Raw genomic sequence first — 18,693 nt, forward strand, 5'->3', positions numbered from 1 at the left:
ATAACCACACTTCATAGGCTCTGCCTTGCCTAAAAACCAAACATACTGCTGCAAATTCAAACGCCAAAGGTCAACACGCCCTAATCTCAGTTAAAAACTAAAAAGCAAAAGGGCTAATTACAGCCCTTTTGCTTTTTTATACTAACGGTTTAATAGCCTTTAACCGCATGGTATTAAGCCATTAATCTTAAGCCATTAATCTTAAGCCAATTAAAATTAGCATAACAATATTGGCTATAAAACTGATTAAAAAGAAGTACGTGCGTGGGCTTGGGTTTTTCTCTGTGGCTATAGCGTAATACAGCGCCATATGAATTAATCGCGCTATTACATACACCCAAACACACATGGCAAATATAGGGCTTTGGTAATTTATAACAAATGCAAACAACACAGTACCAATAAACAACGCGCTGTTTTCTAGTGTGTTATGAAAAGTACGATGGGCTCTAAATATAAAACTGTCGTGCGATAAATCATCGCTAATTTTACCCGGTACAGCATTAGGCTGTTTAGCTTTGCTAAAGGTAGCTACCGACCACTGTACCACTAACATTATTAAGTAAACGTAAAACGCCATATAGGCAGAAAGCGCAACTTCAGTCATTTTTATGTCCTTAAAATTGTTTTAACTTAGTAGTTACAGCAAGTTTTAAGCCTAAAATAAGTTCTTTATAATTAATAACTTATAATTTATAGGTTCAATAATAATGTAAAAGCTGCCAACCTATTTATAAATGTTACCCACGTATTAACTCCTTAACGTTAGCGTAATTGATACCACTGCGTGATCGGTTGTTAAATCGTCTCGTTCGTATTCTGGGTTTATTAAATGCCTGTCGTATGTATGATAATCACTCACTTCATAAAAGCTATCATCGTAACTTGGGTCAAATTCACACGAGAGTAAAATATAATCAAGTACCGTACTACTCGTTCCATAGTAATGGGTAGGGCTTCGATTTAATAACGGCGCAGCGGGGGCATTACTTTGTTGAGCATCTGCATGGCTGCCAGCGTTTTGCTGTGTATTGTGCGCCGTAAATTGGCTCATTTTTAGTGTTTTAAATAACTGCCATGCGTCATTTAAACAATATTTAGCAAGGTATGTTTTAACATCAAACGCTGGGGCAAATCGCAATGTATTCGTTAATAAATGGCTCAACACGCCATCGGCTAGGTCGTTATTAAAATCGCCCATTAACACCATAGGCTGTTGTGTAGCTTCGCGTCGGGCAATCATTTCTATCATTAGTAAAGTGGCTTCACTGCCGCGCTGAATGGTTGAGCCCCACGAGCCGGCCACATTTGCTTTGAGAGTGTCTATTATGTTTTTTTCGCTTGAGAGCGGCTCGGTTTTGGCTGAGCTAGTAGTACTTTCATCACTTTCAATCATGGCTCGTTTTGACTTAAAATGCACTACATAACAGTCGGTATTACCTACATGGGGTAATTTAATGGTTGCTCTTAACACCTTACGGCTAAACGTAAAATTACTATTAAGGCCAAGCATTTCAACAAGCTCGGTATTGTGCTTAACCGCAGCCACATCAACAATCTCAAATTTAGACGCTATTGCCACGACCGGGCGTTTAAAAATAAAATCATCAATCACCTCTGGCGTATCAACCACAGCAAAATATGTATAGCCTTGCTGCGCCATTAACGCTTTTAGCGATTCAATACTAAATACTTCTTGAAAACCTACTACATCAGGCGCGTACTCATTTAAATAATCTACAATCCAACGCTGTTTGCGTGCCCATTGCTCTGCGGTATAAATTTTTTCAAAATCGTAATACGCATTAGGCGGCTCAAGGTAGTTAAATAAATTAAACGTAGCTATTTTAAATTGCGTGTTTTTGACTACAGGCTCGTTTAAATCAGCGGCAGGTTCAGCCTCAAGCGTAGTGTGATGTAAAGTCGATTCAAAATTACTGATAACAATAGCCTAGCGAATAAAAGTGCGTTAATTATACCCTAAAGGGTTTAAAGTTCTAAACCGTGAATTATTCTCAACATGCAAATAAAGCCCTTTATTTACGCTATACTGCCCTCCTCGTTATTAGCGCACACATAGGTATTATGAACTACTCAAATTTTGGTACTAAATTTACACAACCCAACGGAATAACGCAGCTTATGGAAGATTTAGGCAGCGCTAACGCAAGCAATAATCCAAATATTGTTATGCTAGGTGGCGGTAACCCCGCACACGTACCACAGGTTAATGCTGTATTTTTAGATGAATTACAAAAGCTAGTAGCCAGTAATAAAGTATCGCAAGTATTTGGTTTGTACGACGGGCCAACTGGCAATGACGAATTTAGAGCAGCCCTTGCTAAACAGCTCAATAGCGAGTTTGACTGGGGCTTAACACCACAAAACATAGCATTGGGTAACGGCAGCCAAGCTAACTTTTTTGTATTGTTTAATATGCTTGCGGGCAAAATGAGCGATGGCACTAATAAGCGTATTTTGTTTCCGCTTGCGCCTGAATACGTAGGTTACGCCGACCAAGGTTTATCTGATGATATGTTTGTGGCAATCAAGCCTGACATCGAAATTTTAAATACACCCAGTGGCTCTAAGCAGTTTAAATATGTCATTGATTTTGACGCGGTAGAAAACGTATTAGCCAACGATACCAGTATTAGTGCACTGTGCGTATCGCGCCCTACCAACCCAACTGGTAATGTCATTACCGATGAGGAAGTACGCCATCTTGACGCCCTAGCACACAAGTACAATATTCCCCTAATTATTGATAACGCCTACGGCGACCCTTTCCCAGGTTGTATTTACACCGATGCAAACCTTACGTGGAACTCAAATATTATATTGTGTATGTCGCTTTCAAAACTTGGCTTGCCAGGCCTGCGCACTGGTATTGTGGTTGCCAATAACGAAATAATTAAAGCCATAGGCCGTGTTAACGGCTCTATGGTGTTATCGCCTAACGCTATTGGCCCAAGCTTAGTAACCCGCTTAATTAACGAAGGCGAATTACTGCCTTTGTGTAAAAATACGGTATTGCCTTTTTATAAAAATAAAGCAGAGATAGCCATAAACCTGTTTGATGAAATTTTTGCAGACTTGCCTGTCTATTTACATAAACTAGAAGGCGCGTTTTTTATGTGGCTATGGTTTAAAGACTCAAAAATAACCAGCGAAATGCTTTATCAAAAACTCAAAGAGCAAGATGTATATATAATTCCTGGGCATAACTTTTTTATTGGCATTGAAGATAGCTGGGAGCACAAACACCAGTGCGTACGCATTAACTACGCCAACGATGAAGCCACTCTCAGAAAAGGCTTAGAGGCTATTAAGGCGCTTATTATATAGCGCTTTAATTAACGTTTTACATCGTATTTTAACGTGGTGGTTAACGCTTAGCATTAGCCACTGATTTTTTATTTAACCTACTGTTTAAGGGCTAACGCCTTGGTTAATAAGGCAAACAGCAAGCCACCTAAAGCACCTGCTAGTAACTGCAAATAAAATCCCCATCCACGTGCGCCTGCTATAATATGAATATTCATAATCGACTCAATGGCCACTAACACCACGGCAAAAGCAGTGATACCCGATGCCACAAATAACGCCATGCTGTATTTTTTAAACTTTTTAACAAGTAACACAACAGCAAAAAAAGCGATAGCCAAAGCAATAGCAATAATGGCGCCATAGGTAGGTAATAGCCCTAACCAATCATCTAGCGTTAAATTAATACGGTCACTTAAGCTGACCACAACGCCCACATCAACTAATTGATTGACAACGTATTGGCTATGAAACAAGCTAGCAAGCGTAAAGGTAAATAACCAAGAAACTAAAAATATAGGGAGTAAACGTGTTAAAAATGGCATGGTTATCTCAACTTAAAATAAAGCTTTTTTCTTACAGTAGCAAAGGCTTGCAATGTAAACAACGACTCTCTCAATTCGCACTATGTTTATATGTAGGGCTTTTTGCATCCACGGCCAGTGCAGCTGAATTACCTAAAAAGCAATACAGTACTCACACACTCGCAGCACAATTAAACTCGCCGTGGAGCATGGTTAAACTGCCAAATGATACATGGCTAATTACAGAGCGCGACGGCCACGTTGTTATTGTAAAAAACAATCAGCAAACTAGAGTAAATTTAAACCTTGAAGGTTTATACGTTGCAGGCCAAGGCGGATTACTTGATATAGTGCTCTCGCCTAATTTTAACACCAGCAAAGAACTCATTTTTACCTACGCACAAGGCACAGCTGAGGCTAATCGCCTAGTAATTGCAAAAGCTACCTTTAATGGCACCGGCTTTTCAACGCCTGTTATTATTTACACAGTAGCGACTGATAAGAATACCCCACAACACTACGCTGGCCGCGCCCTCTTTTTACCCGACAACACTCTACTGTTTTCAACTGGTGATGGCTTTGATTTTAGAGAGCAAGCACAAGTAATAACCAGCCAACTTGGCAAACTATTACGCATAAACCTAGATGGCACTATTCCAAAAGATAACCCATTTATTAATCACAAAAACCCCAATGCACACGCTGTTTACTCGCTCGGTCACCGAAACCCACAGGGCTTAATATATGATTACGATTTCGAGCAAATTGTTAGCCACGAGCACGGCCCCGCAGGTGGCGATGAGCTAAATTACTTAACGCCAGCGACCAACTACGGCTGGCCGGTGATCACCTACGGTGACGATTACTCACAAGCACGTATTTCTCCATTTAGAGACTACCCCGGCATGCAAAAGCCAAGCGTAGATTGGACGCCATCAATCGCCCCGTCAGGCATGGCGTATTACGGCACTAAACACGCCGCATTCCCTTCACTTCAAAAACATGTGCTCATTACCACCCTCGTTGATAAAAAGCTCTACAGCGTTAATTTAGCTAATGGAAAATTCACCCAGTCACACATATTTCCAGAAGCAACAGGACGATTAAGGGATGTGTATGTAACCACTGTGGGTAATGTAGCAATATTAACCGATGGAAAAGATGCTAAGCTGATGTTGTTTAAAGCTGATTAATTCACAAAGAGGGTTAGAGGCGCTTCGCTTTTAGAGAATGATAGCGGCTAAAATAAACGGATTTCTTTAATTTAAGTTCTGATGTACGAAGTCTAGAATTGACTCTTATCGTTTAAATACTTACTTAATTCACCCAATAAGCTTGATACATCCAACTGCTTTCAATTTAAGTAAAGTAACATGCATAAAGAGTAAAAACTGATTAAATTATGACTCATCTGACCACTTTTATAGCAAACAAATCAGATCTAATAGTAATATGTTGATTTACCTTTAACTTATTGTAAAGTATCGCCCTTCTTAAGGATATCACTTAAGAATACAATAAAATAAAAAGGAAAATTTTTATGAGAAATCAAATATTTTTAGCTTTGAGCATTTTAGCTTTAGCTGGTTGCGCTGCTACAACACCTACAAGAACAACCGAACAAGCATATATGGTAATAGACGTTAAAGCTGATGCAACAATAAGAGATGAGCTATTAGATACTATCATTGAAACAGCTCAAAGTAGTATGACTAGCCTCTCAGTTAATCGAGGAATCCCACCTTCATCAATTCCCGAAAATGCTTCAAGATTTGAGCTAGTAAGCCCATTTGAAAATACCCAACTAGGCGGGTTAGTAAATGGATTTTCTGCTTTATCACAAGCTTCCGGTGGGGCAACTATGAAAATCCCTCAGTGTAAAGATCCTCTGCTGACTATGAAATCCGATAAATCTGCAAGTGGCTGGAGTGAAAGAACGACATTTTTTATATGTGTAGTTCAATATCAAAAAGGCTTTCAAGTTGATGTATACACGACATTTGAGCAGCAATCTGGCGGCGTATCAGTTAATGCTCTAAGCCAAAGTCTAGTTCGTTCTATTGCAGGCGATACAAGTCAAAGTATACCTACTACTATGGTTAAGATAAAAGATTCGATAGCTAACTTAAAAGCTCAGGTAAAGGTTATTGATAGTTACATACCAAGTAAGTGGAAAGGCCTCTTTGCTGATGATACAAAAGCTTTAACAGCTAATAATTAATCAAAGTATTAATTATTTAAATGGGGCTTTGTTAAGCCCTATTCTTCTTGGAAACTTTTTTGCATCTTTACTAAGAATTCAATTTCATAATTAACAAATTTTAACGCGCTCCAATTAAACAAAGTCGTTATACATTACCTCTCTTAAAATATTTATTAATTCAAATTTATTATTCCTATATGTGAAGAAACCCACCTCATATTTAAAACCTTGAGCAATCATACTAATTTTTACTCAATAAAAAAGCCGCTGTTCATTTAGAACAGCAGCTTTTCTACTTATAGCTTATAGCTTATAGCTTATAGCTTATAGCTTATAGCTAAACCTTAAACTTTACCAATCACTTCAAGTCCACCCATGTATGGGCGTAATACTTCAGGTACTACTACTGAACCATCGGCTTGTTGGTAGTTTTCTAGTATGGCTACAAGGGTACGGCCAACCGCTAAACCTGAGCCATTTAGTGTATGTAGTAACTCTGGCTTTTTAGCACCTTCACGGCGAAAACGTGCTTGCATACGGCGCGCTTGGAAGTCGACCATATTTGAACAAGACGAAATTTCGCGGTAGGTATCTTGCGCCGGTAACCATACTTCTAAGTCGTATGTTTTAGCTGCGCCAAAGCCCATGTCGCCCATACATAAAATTACTTTACGGTATGGTAGTTCTAGTGCTTGTAAAATTTGCTCTGCGTGGCCTGTTAGCTCTTCAAGCGCTTGCATTGAATCTTCTGGTTTTACTAGTTGTACTAGTTCAACTTTATCAAACTGGTGCTGGCGAATTAAGCCGCGTGTATCGCGACCGTAGCTGCCCGCTTCACTTCGAAAACACGGCGTGTGCGCAGTTAAGCGAATCGGTAAATCGCTTTCTTCGTAAATTTCGTCGCGTGCGCTATTAGTCAGCGGTACTTCTGCTGTTGGGATTAAGCTAAAGCCAGCTTGTTGTTCACCGTCGTCGTTTACTAGGCCTAATGTATGGAATAAATCGCCTGCAAACTTAGGTAATTGACTTGTACCGTAAAGGCTTGCGCTATTTACTAAGTACGGTACATACATTTCTGTATAGCCGTTTTTATCTGTGTGGGTATCTAGCATGTATTGCGTAAGTGCACGGTGCATACGCGCTACTTGGCCACGCATTACTGTAAAACGTGCTCCACTAATTTTAACGCCCATTTCAAAGTCTAAGCCGTTTAGGTCTTGCCCTACGTCTACGTGATCTTTTACTTCAAAGTCGTACTTTTTAGGCGTACCCCAGGTAAGTATTTCAACGTTGTCATCTTCATCAGCGCCTTCTGGTACTGATTCATCTGGCAAGTTTGGAATTGCTAAAGCAATGTCGTTAATGGCATTGAGTACTTCGTCTTGCGCTTTTTTAGTTGCGTCTAATTCGCTGCCTAAATTTGCCACTGCGTCTAGTAGTGGTTGTGCGTCTTCGCCTTTTGCTTTTGCTTGGCCAATGGCTTTAGCACTGGCGTTACGTTGACTTTGAAGCTCTTGCGTTTTTACTTGTAATGTTTTGCGTTGTTCTTCAAGTTCTGTCACTTTTGCAACATCAAGCTCGTAGCCACGAGCCGCTAAGCGTGCTGCAGTTTGCTCAACGTCTTGTCGTAAATATTTAGAATCTAACATGTTAGTTTTTTAACCTTTTTGCATTACCAGCTGAAGGCCCAGCCAAGCCATAAAAATACAGATCATCACATTTAAGATGATATTGAGGGCCATTTTAATAAAGTGACCTTGTTGTAATAACAACAACGAGTCCATTGAGAATGTTGAAAAGGTGGTTAACGCACCTAAAAAGCCAATACCAATAAGGGTTTTAGCGGGGCTTGTGGCGATAATTTCTTTCTCTATCAAACCGTACAAAATGCCCATTAACAATGAACCCAGAATATTAACCGTCAACGTGCCAAAAGGGAATCCCCTACCAAGGAGTTTTAGCATGGTTTCGCTAATAAAAAAACGTAAACAGGCCCCTGAGGCGCCGCCAAGGGCGATCATCATATAAAGTTTAATCATTTTCGTATCGTTTAAGTGGGCTTTGCGCGTCGCGTTCTTTTAAGTAATCAAGCTTTTGCTTAATTTTTTGCTCAAGGCCACGATCGCTCGGTAAATAATAGTGTTTGTCTTGAATTTCTGGCGGTAAATATTTTTCACCGGCGGCAAAGGCGCCCTCTTCGTTATGTGCGTAGCGATACTCGGCGCCATAGCCTAAATCTTTCATTAAGTTTGTAGGCGCGTTTCGTAAATGCTCTGGCACTGGGTAGCTTGGCTCGTTTTTGGCATCAGCTTTTGCTTGGTTAAATGCCATATAAACGGCATTACTTTTAGGTGCGCTGGCTAAATATAAAGTGGCTTGTGCAATGGCGCGTTCGCCCTCGCTTGGGCCTACACGCTGAAATATATCCCATGCGTTTAACGCCACTTCCATCGCCCGTGGGTCTGCGTTACCTATGTCTTCTGTGGCAATGGCAAGTAAACGCCTTGCTACATAAAGTGGGTCGCCGCCGCCGGCTAAAATACGGCAATACCAATACAGCGCGCCATCAGGTGAGCTGCCTCGTACTGATTTATGAAAAGCCGATATTAAATCGTAAAATTCATCGCCGCCTTTATCGTATTTAGCTAAATGGGTAGGCAGTACTTGGCTTAATACGTGCTCATCTACGTTGTATGTGCCGTTTTGCTCACTCGTTAAATCAACCGCTTGCTCAAGCAGGTTTAACACTTTACGGGCATCGCCGCCACTTGCTTGGCAAAGCGCCTGTTTGGCGTTTTCGGCAATAACAATGTTTTTTTGGTTTAGTTGCTCATCTTGCTTAAGTGCGCGCTCTATCACTGTGTATAGGTCGGTATCGGCTAGCGACTTTAAAACATACACGCGTGCACGCGATAAAATCGCATTATTAAGTGCAAATGAGGGGTTTTCGGTTGTCGCGCCTACAAATATAAAAGTGCCGTCTTCTATGTGAGGTAAAAATGCATCTTGCTGCGATTTATTAAAACGGTGTACTTCATCCACAAACATTAAAGTGCGCTGCCCGCGGCTTTGTAGGTTATCGTGCGCTTGCGTTACGCTGTCGCGTATATCTTTTACGCCTGCGGTCACAGCCGACATTTGTATAAGTTCGGCATCGGCGTGGTTTGCAATAATTTGCGCAAGGGTGGTTTTACCTACCCCAGGCGGCCCCCACAAAATTAAGCTGTGGCAACGCCCTGCAACAATGGCTTGGTGCAAGGGTTTATCAACACTTAATAAATGCTGCTGACCTATGTATTCGTCAAGCGTTGTTGGGCGCATACGCGCCGCAAGTGGGCGTACATCGGGCCCAAAATTAAAGCCTAAATTATTCACCGTTACTCTGATCGTCTATTTCTACACCCTCTGGTGGGGTAAATTCAAAGGTGCTTGTATCAAGCGCGGTATTTACTTGTGCATTGTTAAAACTAAACGATGAAAGCTGACCAGAATTATCCGTCACGACTAACTTAGCAAGGCCTTGCTCGTTACCTGCAAAGGTAATATCAAGTTGCTCTACTTGGCTTTCTACGCCTTTATTTGGCGTTACACTAAAGCCAAAGTCTGTGGCTTGAACGCTGTATTTTTCCCATTGAGCGGGATCTTTTGAAGTAAGCAGTACAAACGGTGTTGAATCTATAAGGCTATGGGTATCCATAATAGTTACTTGCTCAGCAAAGCTGTCGAAGTAATAGGTTTTGTCACCATTTGATACAAATAAGGTATCGTCTGGGTTTGTTTGCTGCCAGCGGATCATCATAGGTTGTTTAAGGGCAATTGTGCCCTCGCCTTGCATAACCGCTTGTCCTTGCGGATCGGTTACGTTTTGAGAAAACTGCGCTTTAAAACTTTTAAGGGTTGCGAGTTTGTCTTGCAGTGCTTGGCTGTCATCAGCAAAGCTAGGCGTGGCAATTAAACTGCCAAGCACTAATAATAAACTGTTTAACTTTTTCATTAATTTGCTCCATTAGGTACTAATACATCGCGAGCGCCGTTATGGCCTGGTGAACTCACGATACCCGATGTTTCCATTTGTTCTACTAGTCGTGCTGCGCGGTTATAGCCAACACGTAATTTACGTTGTACTGACGATACCGATACTTTGCCGGTTTCGATTACAAACGCAACGGCTTCGTCGTATAGCGGATCTGACTCTTCATCTGCGTTTTCACTGGTTTCACCTGGTAATAAAACATCTTCTGTTGCATCACCATTTAAAATTTCATCAATGTAATTAGGTTTACCGCGTGCTTTCCAATCGTTTACTACCGCATGTACTTCATGGTCGTCTACAAATGCGCCATGCACACGCTCTGGTACGCTTGTGCCTGGCGGTAAGTAAAGCATATCACCCATACCGAGTAAGTTTTCTGCGCCTTGTTGATCCAATATGGTACGCGAGTCTATTTTACTCGACACCTGAAACGCCATACGCGTAGGTATATTGGCTTTAATTAAGCCGGTAATTACATCTACCGATGGGCGCTGTGTTGCAAGCACTAAATGTATACCTGCGGCACGCGCTTTTTGCGCAATACGGGCAATAAGTTCTTCAACTTTTTTACCTACAATCATCATCATGTCGGCAAATTCATCTATTACAACCACTATGCTCGGTAGTTTATCTAACTCGTCTGGGCCTTCTTTCATGCCGTCGGTGTCTTTAAATAATGGGTCAAGAATTGGGTAACCCGCTTCTTTGGCCTCAAGTACTTTTTGGTTGTAACCTTTTAAGTTACGTACACCCAACGCCGACATTAATTTATAACGGCGTTCCATTTCGCCTACACACCAACGCAGCGCGTTAGCGGCTTCTTTCATGTCGGTAACAACTTCACACAATAGGTGCGGAATACCTTCGTAAACCGAAAGCTCAAGCATTTTCGGGTCAATCATGATCATACGAACATCATCAGGGCCCGATTTGTACAGTAAGCTTAATATCATTACATTAACGCCCACTGACTTACCTGAACCTGTGGTACCCGCTACCAGTAAATGGGGCATTTTACCTAAATCGGCACACACAGGTTGCCCTGCAATATCTTTACCTAACACCATGGTTAGTGGCGATGGATTTTGCTCAAATTTAGGGGCGTTAATTACCTCAGATAAACGTACAATTTCACGGTACTTATTAGGCAGCTCTATCCCTATGTAAGTTTTACCTGGGATCACCTCAACCACACGTACACTAATTGCCGATAACGAACGGGCTAAATCTTTTGATAAACCAGTAATTTTAGACACCTTTATACCCGGTGCTAAATCAAGCTCAAAACGTGTTACAACTGGGCCTGGGTATACGCCAACCACTTTTGCTTGTACGTTAAAGTCGAGTAATTTTGTTTCAACAAGACGCGATACACTTTCAAGCTCTTCTTCCGATATCGGGTTTTTGGCTTTATCCGGTCTGTCGAGTAAATCAAGCGACGGTAATGGCCCTGGCGGTGGCTCTTTATCTAGTAACTCTTCAAACTTTTCTTTTGCTGTTGGCGGAGGCTGATATGCAGGTTTTGGCTTAGGCATAGGCCTTGCTGGCGATACCACCGTGGTAACCGGTTTTTCAGGCTCAACAACTTGGCTTTGATCAAGCGCATTAAGTGCAGCCGCTGTATCCATTGGCTCATCGTCTATGGCGCTAAAGCCAATTTCTTGGTCGAGTATATCGTCTAGCTCATCAAATGGGCTGTAGTCATCACTAATTTGCGGCTCGCTAAAGGTAGGTTGCTCTTTAGTAATAGCTTTTTGTTTAGCTGGTTTTTTACTTTTAGCAGGCTCTTGTTCAAATTCTGATGATTGCTCGAGTGTGGTATCGCTTTGCTCATAATCGTCAACGTCATCATTAAATTGCGCATCGGCTTGCACCGGATTTGCCGCAATACGCTCTCGTTGCATCCAACCTTGGGCGTAATTAGCAATGTAACGGTAGCCTCTAACCACTAAATCGCCGAGGTAGTCTACAAATTCAACCCACGACACACCGGTTAATAAAGTAAGCCCAGCAAAAAAGAAGCACAATAATAGTATAGAGGTACCGGTAAAGTTAAATGCCGGCATCATGGCCGATGCAATCACATCGCCCACTACCCCACCGGATGAAAAGTTATAAATATCATCAAAGTTAATGCTGCTGATTGCCGTTGCTGAGGTAATAAATAAAGCAAAGCCAATAACACGCAAGGCAAGTGTGGTGTAGTCGAGCTGTAAAATACGATGAGGTTGTTTAAATAATAAATAGCCAAACAGCTGAATAGCGGCCGGCACTAAATAAGCAAGCCAACCAAATGACAGTAATAATATATCGGCTACCCAAGCACCGGCAGTGCCTGTAATATTTTTTACGTTTCTAAATTCACCCGTTTGCGACCACGCAGGGTCAGCGGGATCAAAGCTGATTAAAGCACATAAAATGAATATTGCCGCAAAGGTACTGATGATCAGCCCTGTTTCTAATAGTCTTTGCACACCGTTTAGGCGCATAACTTCCTATCCCTCTTTATTGTTCTATTGGCACTTGCTTGCAATCAAATACCTTAGCAGGAAATGCAATTTGATGCACTTTATCTTAATGTGTATGGCCTGATTATGAACAAGTTTTTATAAATTAGAGTGTGTTTATCTTTTGCGGTTAAATTTACGCAATGTAAGGGCGAATTATTACGCCGTCTTCACCTTTTACTTCTTCCATTACTACATAGGTGCGGCTCTCACTAACATTTGGCAGCTTTAAAAGAATGTCGCCTAGTACACCTCGGTATTCTGACATATCGTTTACGCGTGTTTTTAATAAAAAATCAAAATTACCCGATACCAAGTGACACTCTATTATCTCTTCGTGCTGTTTAACCGCCGCACTAAACTCATCAAATACGTCGGGCGATGTTTTGGTAATGGTTACCTCAACATACACAGATAAGCCTTGGCCAAGCTTTGCTGGATCAACCACCGCTTTGTAGCCAAGTATATAACCTTCACGTTCTAACTTTTTTACGCGCTCCAGACAGGGCGTGGCGCTCAGGCCAACTCGTCGGGCCAGTTCTACATTAGAAAGGCGGCCATCGTGCTGTAATTCCATTAAAATTTTACGGTCAATTCTATCTAATAACTGATGCATACACCCAACTAGTTTAATATTCTGTTTATTTTTATTATTTAGATAATAACACTGGCTAGCCTTTTAAAAAAGGTGAGACACACTGCCTTATGATGAATATAATAGTGAAAAATGTTAATCCGTTCTTAATAAGGCAAATTTTATGATTATTGGTGTACCTAAAGAAATTAAAAACCATGAATACCGTGTAGGTATGGTTCCTGCGAGTGTTCGTGAATTAGTAAATCACGGCCACCAAGTGATTGTTGAAACAGATGCAGGTATGGGCATTGGTTTTACTAACGAAGATTACACACAAGCTGGCGCTGAAATTTTAGCAACTGCAGCTGATGTTTTTGCAAAAGCAGACATGATTGTAAAAGTAAAAGAGCCACAAGCTGTTGAGCGTGCAATGCTACGCGAAGACCAAATTTTATTTACTTACCTTCACCTTGCACCTGATCTTCCACAAACTGAAGACCTTGTTAAAAGCAAAGCGATTTGTATTGCTTACGAAACAGTGACTGATGCACGCGGCGGTTTACCGCTTCTTGCACCAATGAGTGAAGTAGCAGGTCGTATGTCTATTCAGGCCGGTGCACAAGCGCTTGAAAAATCTAACCACGGCCGTGGCATGTTACTTGGTGGCGTACCAGGCGTTGAAGCAGCTAAAGTAGTTGTTATTGGCGGCGGCATGGTGGGTCGTAGCGCAGCGCAAATGGCTGTTGGCATGGGCGCAGACGTTGTAGTACTTGACCGCAACATCGATGTACTTCGTGCACTAGACGCGCAATTTGGTAACAAAGTTAAAGCGATTTACTCAACAGCTGACGCACTTGAAAAACACGTACTAGAAGCTGACTTAGTAATTGGTGGCGTACTAATTCCAGGTGCTGCAGCACCTAAACTAGTAACAGCCGATCACATTAAAGCAATGAAGCCAGGCTCTGCAATTGTTGATGTTGCTATTGACCAAGGTGGTTGTATTGCAACTTCTAAAGCAACAACACACGCTGATCCTACATACATTGTTGATGAAGTTGTTCACTACTGTGTTGCTAACATGCCAGGTGCAGTACCGCGTACTTCTACCTTTGCACTTAACAATGCAACATTGCCGTTTATTATTAACCTTGCAAACAAAGGTTACAAAAAGGCACTACTAGATGACGCGCACTTCTTAAAAGGCTTAAACGTAATTAAAGGCCAAGTAACTTACAAAGAAGTAGCTGAAGCGTTCAACATGGAATATGTTGACCCTCGTACTGCAGTAGAAAACGCGTAATTTTGCGTTTAGTCGTTAGGTGTTATTGAACAAAATAGTTACCTAACTACGAACAATAAAAAAGCAGCTAATTAGCTGCTTTTTTGTATCTAAATTTTGACTATATAAATTAATTTATATAAAACGCTTAATTATAAAATCAACTTTTACGCGTTTAGCCTGACCAAGTAGCTTTTTAACCGGTTGCGGGTAATTTTCTACTGTTTCTAAATCATTTGGCCCAGTTAGACGGCGGCAGTGTTTTAAAATTTCCTGCTTTTCGTTATCTATGGCTTGCATAATACTTTGCTGTGGGTCTTCAATTAAAATACCGTTTTCGATATCAAGGCCCCACGCTCGTGGATTAAGGTTATGGCCGCTTAATAAGTGGCGTTGTCGGTCGGCGCAAATACCTTTTAAGTGAAACGAGTTACTCTCGTGCTTCCATAAATACACGTTTAAATTGCCGTTATCTATATGGCGCTTTTGCGATTTTACAAATTTATGCAAAATAGTTTCGTATAAATACGGGAGTGCACCAATTTTACTAAATGGCTCACTTGGCGGCAGATAAAAATCGTTTGCGGTTTTATCACCTACTACAATGGTTACTTGCTTACCTTGTTTTAATAATCGACGTAGTGAGCGCATAAGCGGCGCCGGAAAATTAAAATACGGTGTGTAAAGTACAAGCTCTTGCTCTGTGGTATCAAACAAGTTTTTAATTAATCGGTTAAGGCTATTATTACGACGCCCTAAACCTAAAAACAAACGCACACCGAGTGGGTCGGTATTGGGCGTAGTTGGGTTTGCATAACTGGCCGACTTTAGCTCGCGCATTAATTGCTTTTGTTCAAATTTAAAGTCTATTAAGCGCTTAAGCGGGCGTGTATCAATACGTGGCACGGCTTGCGAGCCTATTAGCTTAGACTCAATAAAATCAACCACAGAGTCGCACAGTGCTGCTTGGTCAACTAAAAAGTAACGGTCGAGCCTGTAGCGTTCGTTGTATTGTAAGTACACGTTATTTAAGCTGGCGCCGCTGTATAATAAAGTATCATCTACAACAAAGCCTTTAAGGTGTAACACACCAAACAACTCTTTGGCTTTAACCGGTACACCGTAAACTTGTACGTTTGATTTAAATTTTTCTAAATAGTCACAATATAAACTTGCGTTACCGTCTGACTTTTCCGCACCAATAAGACCACGTTGAGCACGATGAAAATCAACCAACACTTTTATTTCAAGGTTGGGGTTTGCCAACGACACACGATGCAGCGCTTCAAGTATTTCGCGCCCTGCTTCGTCATCTTGTAAATAAAGTGCCGTAATGTAGATTCTTTTTTTTGCATTGCTAATTAAACGTAGCAATTGCGTACGGTACTCTTGTGCGTTGGTTAAGACGTTAACGTCTTTTGAAGTCAACCCAAATGCGGGTTTTTCCTGCCAAAATAACATAGTTGCCTATTCACTAAGGTCACATAATCTATCAGTGACAAATAAAATTAGGTAAAACATATCAAAAAAATACTAACGGGTCATGAATTAACGAAGCTTTGTTGCTCATCTGTTTGTTTTTTAGCCTTTACGCGGGCTTTTTTATCATTCAAGGCAAAGTCAGTACATAATATTGCACAGCTTTTAATTTTGTCAGAAAAAAATATTCACATAATTTGTTTACTTGTGCCTTGTTTTTCTTAGAATCGAAGCCATTAAGTTCAGTATTAAACGTTTAGGAAAAGATCATGACTGAAGCAAAACACTCTAAGTTACTAATTTTAGGCTCTGGCCCTGCGGGTTACACTGCCGCAGTATACGCAGCACGTGCAAATTTAAACCCTGTTTTAATTACCGGCATTCAACAAGGTGGCCAATTAACGACCACAACTGAAGTTGAAAACTGGCCAGGCGATGCGCACGGTTTAACAGGCCCTGCATTAATGGACCGTATGAAAGAGCACGCTGAGCGCTTTGAAACGGAAATTGTGTTTGACCACATTAATAAAGTAGATGTGTCTAAGCGCCCGTTCACGCTTACTGGCGACCAAGGTACTTATACGTGTGATGCATTAATTATTGCCACTGGTGCATCGGCTAAATACTTAGGCTTAGAGTCTGAAACTAATTTTCAAGGTCGTGGTGTATCTGCATGTGCTACGTGTGATGGTTTTTTCTATAAAGGGCGTAAAGTTGCCGTTGTAGGTGGTGGTAACACTGCTGTAGAAGAAGCGCTTTACTTATCTAACATTGCGGATGAAGTACACGTTATTCACCGTCGTGATAGCTTCCGCAGTGAGAAAATCCTTGCTGATCGTCTTAACGAAAAAGCGCAAAATGGTAACGTAGTAATGCACTACAACCGAACGCTAGACGAAGTACTTGGCGATGACATGGGTGTAACTGGTGTACGCATTAAAGATACGCAATCTGATGCTACCGAAGAGCTTGATTTAGCGGGTGTGTTTATTGCTATCGGCCATAAGCCAAACACCGACATGTTTGAAGGCCAACTAGAAATGAAAGACGGCTATTTAGTGGTTGAGTCTGGTCTTAACGGTAACGCTACACAAACAAGCGTACCTGGCGTATTTGCCGCAGGTGATGTGTCTGATCACATTTACCGTCAAGCAATTACATCTGCAGGTACAGGCTGTATGGCAGCCCTAGATGCAGAGCGTTTCTTAGATAACCTATAAACGCTACAAAATTAATAAAGGCTGTTAGTTCAGCCTTTTTTTATGCCTAAAATATAGTTACACTTTTATGATAATTAATAAGTTAAGCCCTCTATGAGAAACCAGCTATACCAACTAAGTGAAACCGATATAGCATTTCCAAATCCCGAATATGCACTTACCTCCCCCGATGGACTGCTTGCCATAGGCGGCGATTTATCTGTAAAGCGCTTAAGTAATGCCTATAAAATGGGTATTTTCCCATGGTTTAGCGAAGGTGAGCCCATTATGTGGTGGTCGCCAAGTGAACGCGGCATTGTAGAGCTAAATGACTTTCATATAAGTAAAAGCTTGCGTAAACATTTAAAAAAACACCCTGTTAAAGTAACTGTTAACAATGCCTTTGCTGAGGTGATAGAAGCGTGCTGTGAGCAACGTATAGACACCGAAGGCACATGGATAACAAACGACATGTTAAGCGCTTATATTGCTGCACATGACGCTAATATTGCGCATAGTGTTGAGGTATGGCAAGACGGCGAACTTGCCGGTGGGCTGTATGGCATTATGCAAAATGGCGTTTTTTGTGGCGAGTCGATGTTTCATAATCAAACTAATTGCTCAAAACTGGCCATGTGGGCGTTAGTTAATTGGTTAAAACGCCATAACGCACATTTTATTGACTGCCAACTAGAAAACCCATATTTAACCTCTTTAGGCGCAAAAGTGATCCCTCGCTCAGAATTTTTGACTAAACTTAAACGAGCAAATGCTTACACCCTCAACTCAACCATGTGGCAACCACAGGAGTTAACAGCAATTTATGAGTGAACACATTCCTGCACGCGTTGGCCTTAGCCAAGAGTTTGCTTGTAGCTATTTACCTGACAGGCAAGAGCAATTATTGGTAATACTTGACCCAACCTGTTACAGCACGCATAAATTTGAGATGCTTTTATCGCTCGGTTTTAGGCGCAGTGGTAATCAAATTTATCGACCGCACTGCCCTTCGTGTAGCGCTTGTAACTCGGTGCGCGTGTTAGCCCAAGAGTTTACCCCTTCAAAGTCACAAAAAAGAAAACTAAATAAAGTAAAAGCAAACTTTGAAGTTAAATACACACAAGCTAAGCGCGAAGAATATTACCCACTTTATAGTAAATACATTTCAATGCGCCACAGCGATGGCACTATGTTTCCGCCTAACTTAGAACAGTTTCAAAGTTTTTTATTTTGTAGCTGGTTAGAAATAACGTTTATTGAGCTTTGGCACCAAGACACTTTAGTTGCAGTGGCCGTAACAGATTGCATGGATAACGCTGTTTCGGCTATTTATACGTTTTTCGATCCCGACTTTGAGCACTACAGTTTAGGGACTGTGATGATTTTACAGCAGCTCGAATTTGCCAAACAGCAAAATAAAGAATTTGTGTATTTGGGCTACCAAATCGATGAATGCACCAAAATGAAATACAAAACTCAGTTTTTACCCGCGCAAAAACACGTTAATGACCAGTGGTTGGCTATTTAATTTGCAAAAATGCCCGCTGCGCCTTTACTTATTG

Annotated in this window: 17 protein-coding genes; 7 read left to right on the forward strand and 10 right to left on the reverse strand. The window is 41.2% G+C overall.

Features of this window, described 5'->3' with window-relative positions:
- Positions 1–187 precede the first annotated feature (187 nt).
- Together CWC04_RS03475 and CWC04_RS03480 are read right to left on the reverse strand one after the other, a co-directional pair.
- On the reverse strand, positions 188–607 hold the full coding sequence (locus CWC04_RS03475) for an MAPEG family protein (RefSeq protein ID WP_004586735.1): 420 nt from the start codon (positions 605–607) through the stop codon (positions 188–190).
- A 144-nt stretch (positions 608–751) separates the two neighbouring features.
- Entirely contained in the window at positions 752–1,846 is a 1,095-nt protein-coding gene (locus tag CWC04_RS03480; protein WP_138684619.1) for an endonuclease/exonuclease/phosphatase family protein, read from the reverse strand.
- A gap of 239 nt (positions 1,847–2,085) precedes the next feature.
- On the opposite strand from CWC04_RS03480, the gene CWC04_RS03485 reads away from it, so the two are divergent.
- On the forward strand, positions 2,086–3,348 hold the full coding sequence (locus CWC04_RS03485) for a valine--pyruvate transaminase (RefSeq protein ID WP_138684620.1): 1,263 nt from the start codon (positions 2,086–2,088) through the stop codon (positions 3,346–3,348).
- A gap of 77 nt (positions 3,349–3,425) precedes the next feature.
- Here CWC04_RS03485 and CWC04_RS03490 read toward each other — a convergent pair whose 3' ends face one another.
- Complete coding sequence (locus CWC04_RS03490) at positions 3,426–3,872, reverse strand: hypothetical protein (RefSeq protein WP_138684621.1); 447 nt, start codon at positions 3,870–3,872, stop codon at positions 3,426–3,428.
- On the opposite strand from CWC04_RS03490, the gene CWC04_RS03495 reads away from it, so the two are divergent.
- The gene (locus CWC04_RS03495) at positions 3,857–5,044 is read left to right on the forward strand and encodes a PQQ-dependent sugar dehydrogenase (protein WP_138684622.1); all 1,188 of its coding nucleotides are present in this window, start codon (positions 3,857–3,859) and stop codon (positions 5,042–5,044) included. The genes CWC04_RS03490 and CWC04_RS03495 overlap by 16 nt on opposite strands.
- Before the next feature lie 347 nt (positions 5,045–5,391).
- Positions 5,392–6,072: a hypothetical protein gene (locus CWC04_RS03500; RefSeq protein WP_126007244.1), complete on the forward strand. Its 681-nt coding sequence runs from the start codon at positions 5,392–5,394 to the stop codon at positions 6,070–6,072.
- A gap of 326 nt (positions 6,073–6,398) precedes the next feature.
- On the opposite strand, the gene serS is transcribed toward CWC04_RS03500, so the two are convergent.
- From serS to lrp, 6 genes are all read right to left on the reverse strand, one after another.
- On the reverse strand, positions 6,399–7,703 hold the full coding sequence (gene serS / locus CWC04_RS03505; protein WP_055018482.1) for a serine--tRNA ligase: 1,305 nt from the start codon (positions 7,701–7,703) through the stop codon (positions 6,399–6,401).
- Between the two features lie 9 nt (positions 7,704–7,712).
- Positions 7,713–8,093: a fluoride efflux transporter CrcB gene (gene crcB, locus CWC04_RS03510; RefSeq protein ID WP_004586743.1), complete on the reverse strand. Its 381-nt coding sequence runs from the start codon at positions 8,091–8,093 to the stop codon at positions 7,713–7,715.
- A complete protein-coding gene (locus tag CWC04_RS03515; RefSeq protein WP_138684623.1) occupies positions 8,086–9,429 on the reverse strand; it encodes a replication-associated recombination protein A in 1,344 nt (447 codons plus the stop codon). Before CWC04_RS03515 ends, crcB begins: the two co-directional genes overlap by 8 nt.
- Entirely contained in the window at positions 9,422–10,048 is a 627-nt protein-coding gene (gene lolA, locus CWC04_RS03520; RefSeq protein WP_138684624.1) for an outer membrane lipoprotein periplasmic chaperone LolA, read from the reverse strand. Before lolA ends, CWC04_RS03515 begins: the two co-directional genes overlap by 8 nt.
- Positions 10,048–12,576 carry a DNA translocase FtsK gene (locus CWC04_RS03525; RefSeq protein WP_138684625.1) on the reverse strand — a complete coding sequence of 843 codons (2,529 nt, stop codon included), beginning with the start codon at positions 12,574–12,576 and terminating at the stop codon, positions 10,048–10,050. The genes lolA and CWC04_RS03525 overlap by 1 nt, the downstream gene beginning before the upstream one ends.
- 154 nt (positions 12,577–12,730) lie before the next feature.
- The gene (gene lrp / locus CWC04_RS03530) at positions 12,731–13,210 is read right to left on the reverse strand and encodes a leucine-responsive transcriptional regulator Lrp (protein ID WP_004586747.1); all 480 of its coding nucleotides are present in this window, start codon (positions 13,208–13,210) and stop codon (positions 12,731–12,733) included.
- A gap of 142 nt (positions 13,211–13,352) precedes the next feature.
- Between lrp and ald the strand changes: the two genes are divergently transcribed.
- Positions 13,353–14,474 (forward strand): alanine dehydrogenase, encoded by a 1,122-nt coding sequence (gene ald, locus CWC04_RS03535; RefSeq protein WP_004586748.1) that lies wholly within the window; start codon positions 13,353–13,355, stop codon positions 14,472–14,474.
- Between the two features lie 114 nt (positions 14,475–14,588).
- Here the strand turns inward: ald and pssA are convergent, their stop codons facing one another.
- The gene (gene pssA / locus CWC04_RS03540; RefSeq protein ID WP_004586749.1) at positions 14,589–15,914 is read right to left on the reverse strand and encodes a CDP-diacylglycerol--serine O-phosphatidyltransferase; all 1,326 of its coding nucleotides are present in this window, start codon (positions 15,912–15,914) and stop codon (positions 14,589–14,591) included.
- Between the two features lie 287 nt (positions 15,915–16,201).
- Here pssA and trxB point away from each other — a divergent pair, with 287 nt between their 5' ends.
- From trxB to CWC04_RS03555, 3 genes are all read left to right on the forward strand, one after another.
- A complete protein-coding gene (trxB, locus tag CWC04_RS03545) occupies positions 16,202–17,152 on the forward strand; it encodes a thioredoxin-disulfide reductase (RefSeq protein WP_024033489.1) in 951 nt (316 codons plus the stop codon).
- A 93-nt stretch (positions 17,153–17,245) separates the two neighbouring features.
- On the forward strand, positions 17,246–17,962 hold the full coding sequence (gene aat / locus CWC04_RS03550; protein WP_138684626.1) for a leucyl/phenylalanyl-tRNA--protein transferase: 717 nt from the start codon (positions 17,246–17,248) through the stop codon (positions 17,960–17,962).
- Positions 17,955–18,659, forward strand: coding sequence for an arginyltransferase (locus tag CWC04_RS03555; RefSeq protein ID WP_054982611.1), 705 nt, complete (start codon positions 17,955–17,957; stop codon positions 18,657–18,659). The genes aat and CWC04_RS03555 overlap by 8 nt, the downstream gene beginning before the upstream one ends.
- The last annotated feature ends 34 nt before the right edge of the window (positions 18,660–18,693 follow it).

The organism is Pseudoalteromonas sp. S2893 (assembly GCF_005887105.1).
Taxonomy (GTDB): Bacteria; Pseudomonadota; Gammaproteobacteria; order Enterobacterales; family Alteromonadaceae; genus Pseudoalteromonas; species Pseudoalteromonas atlantica.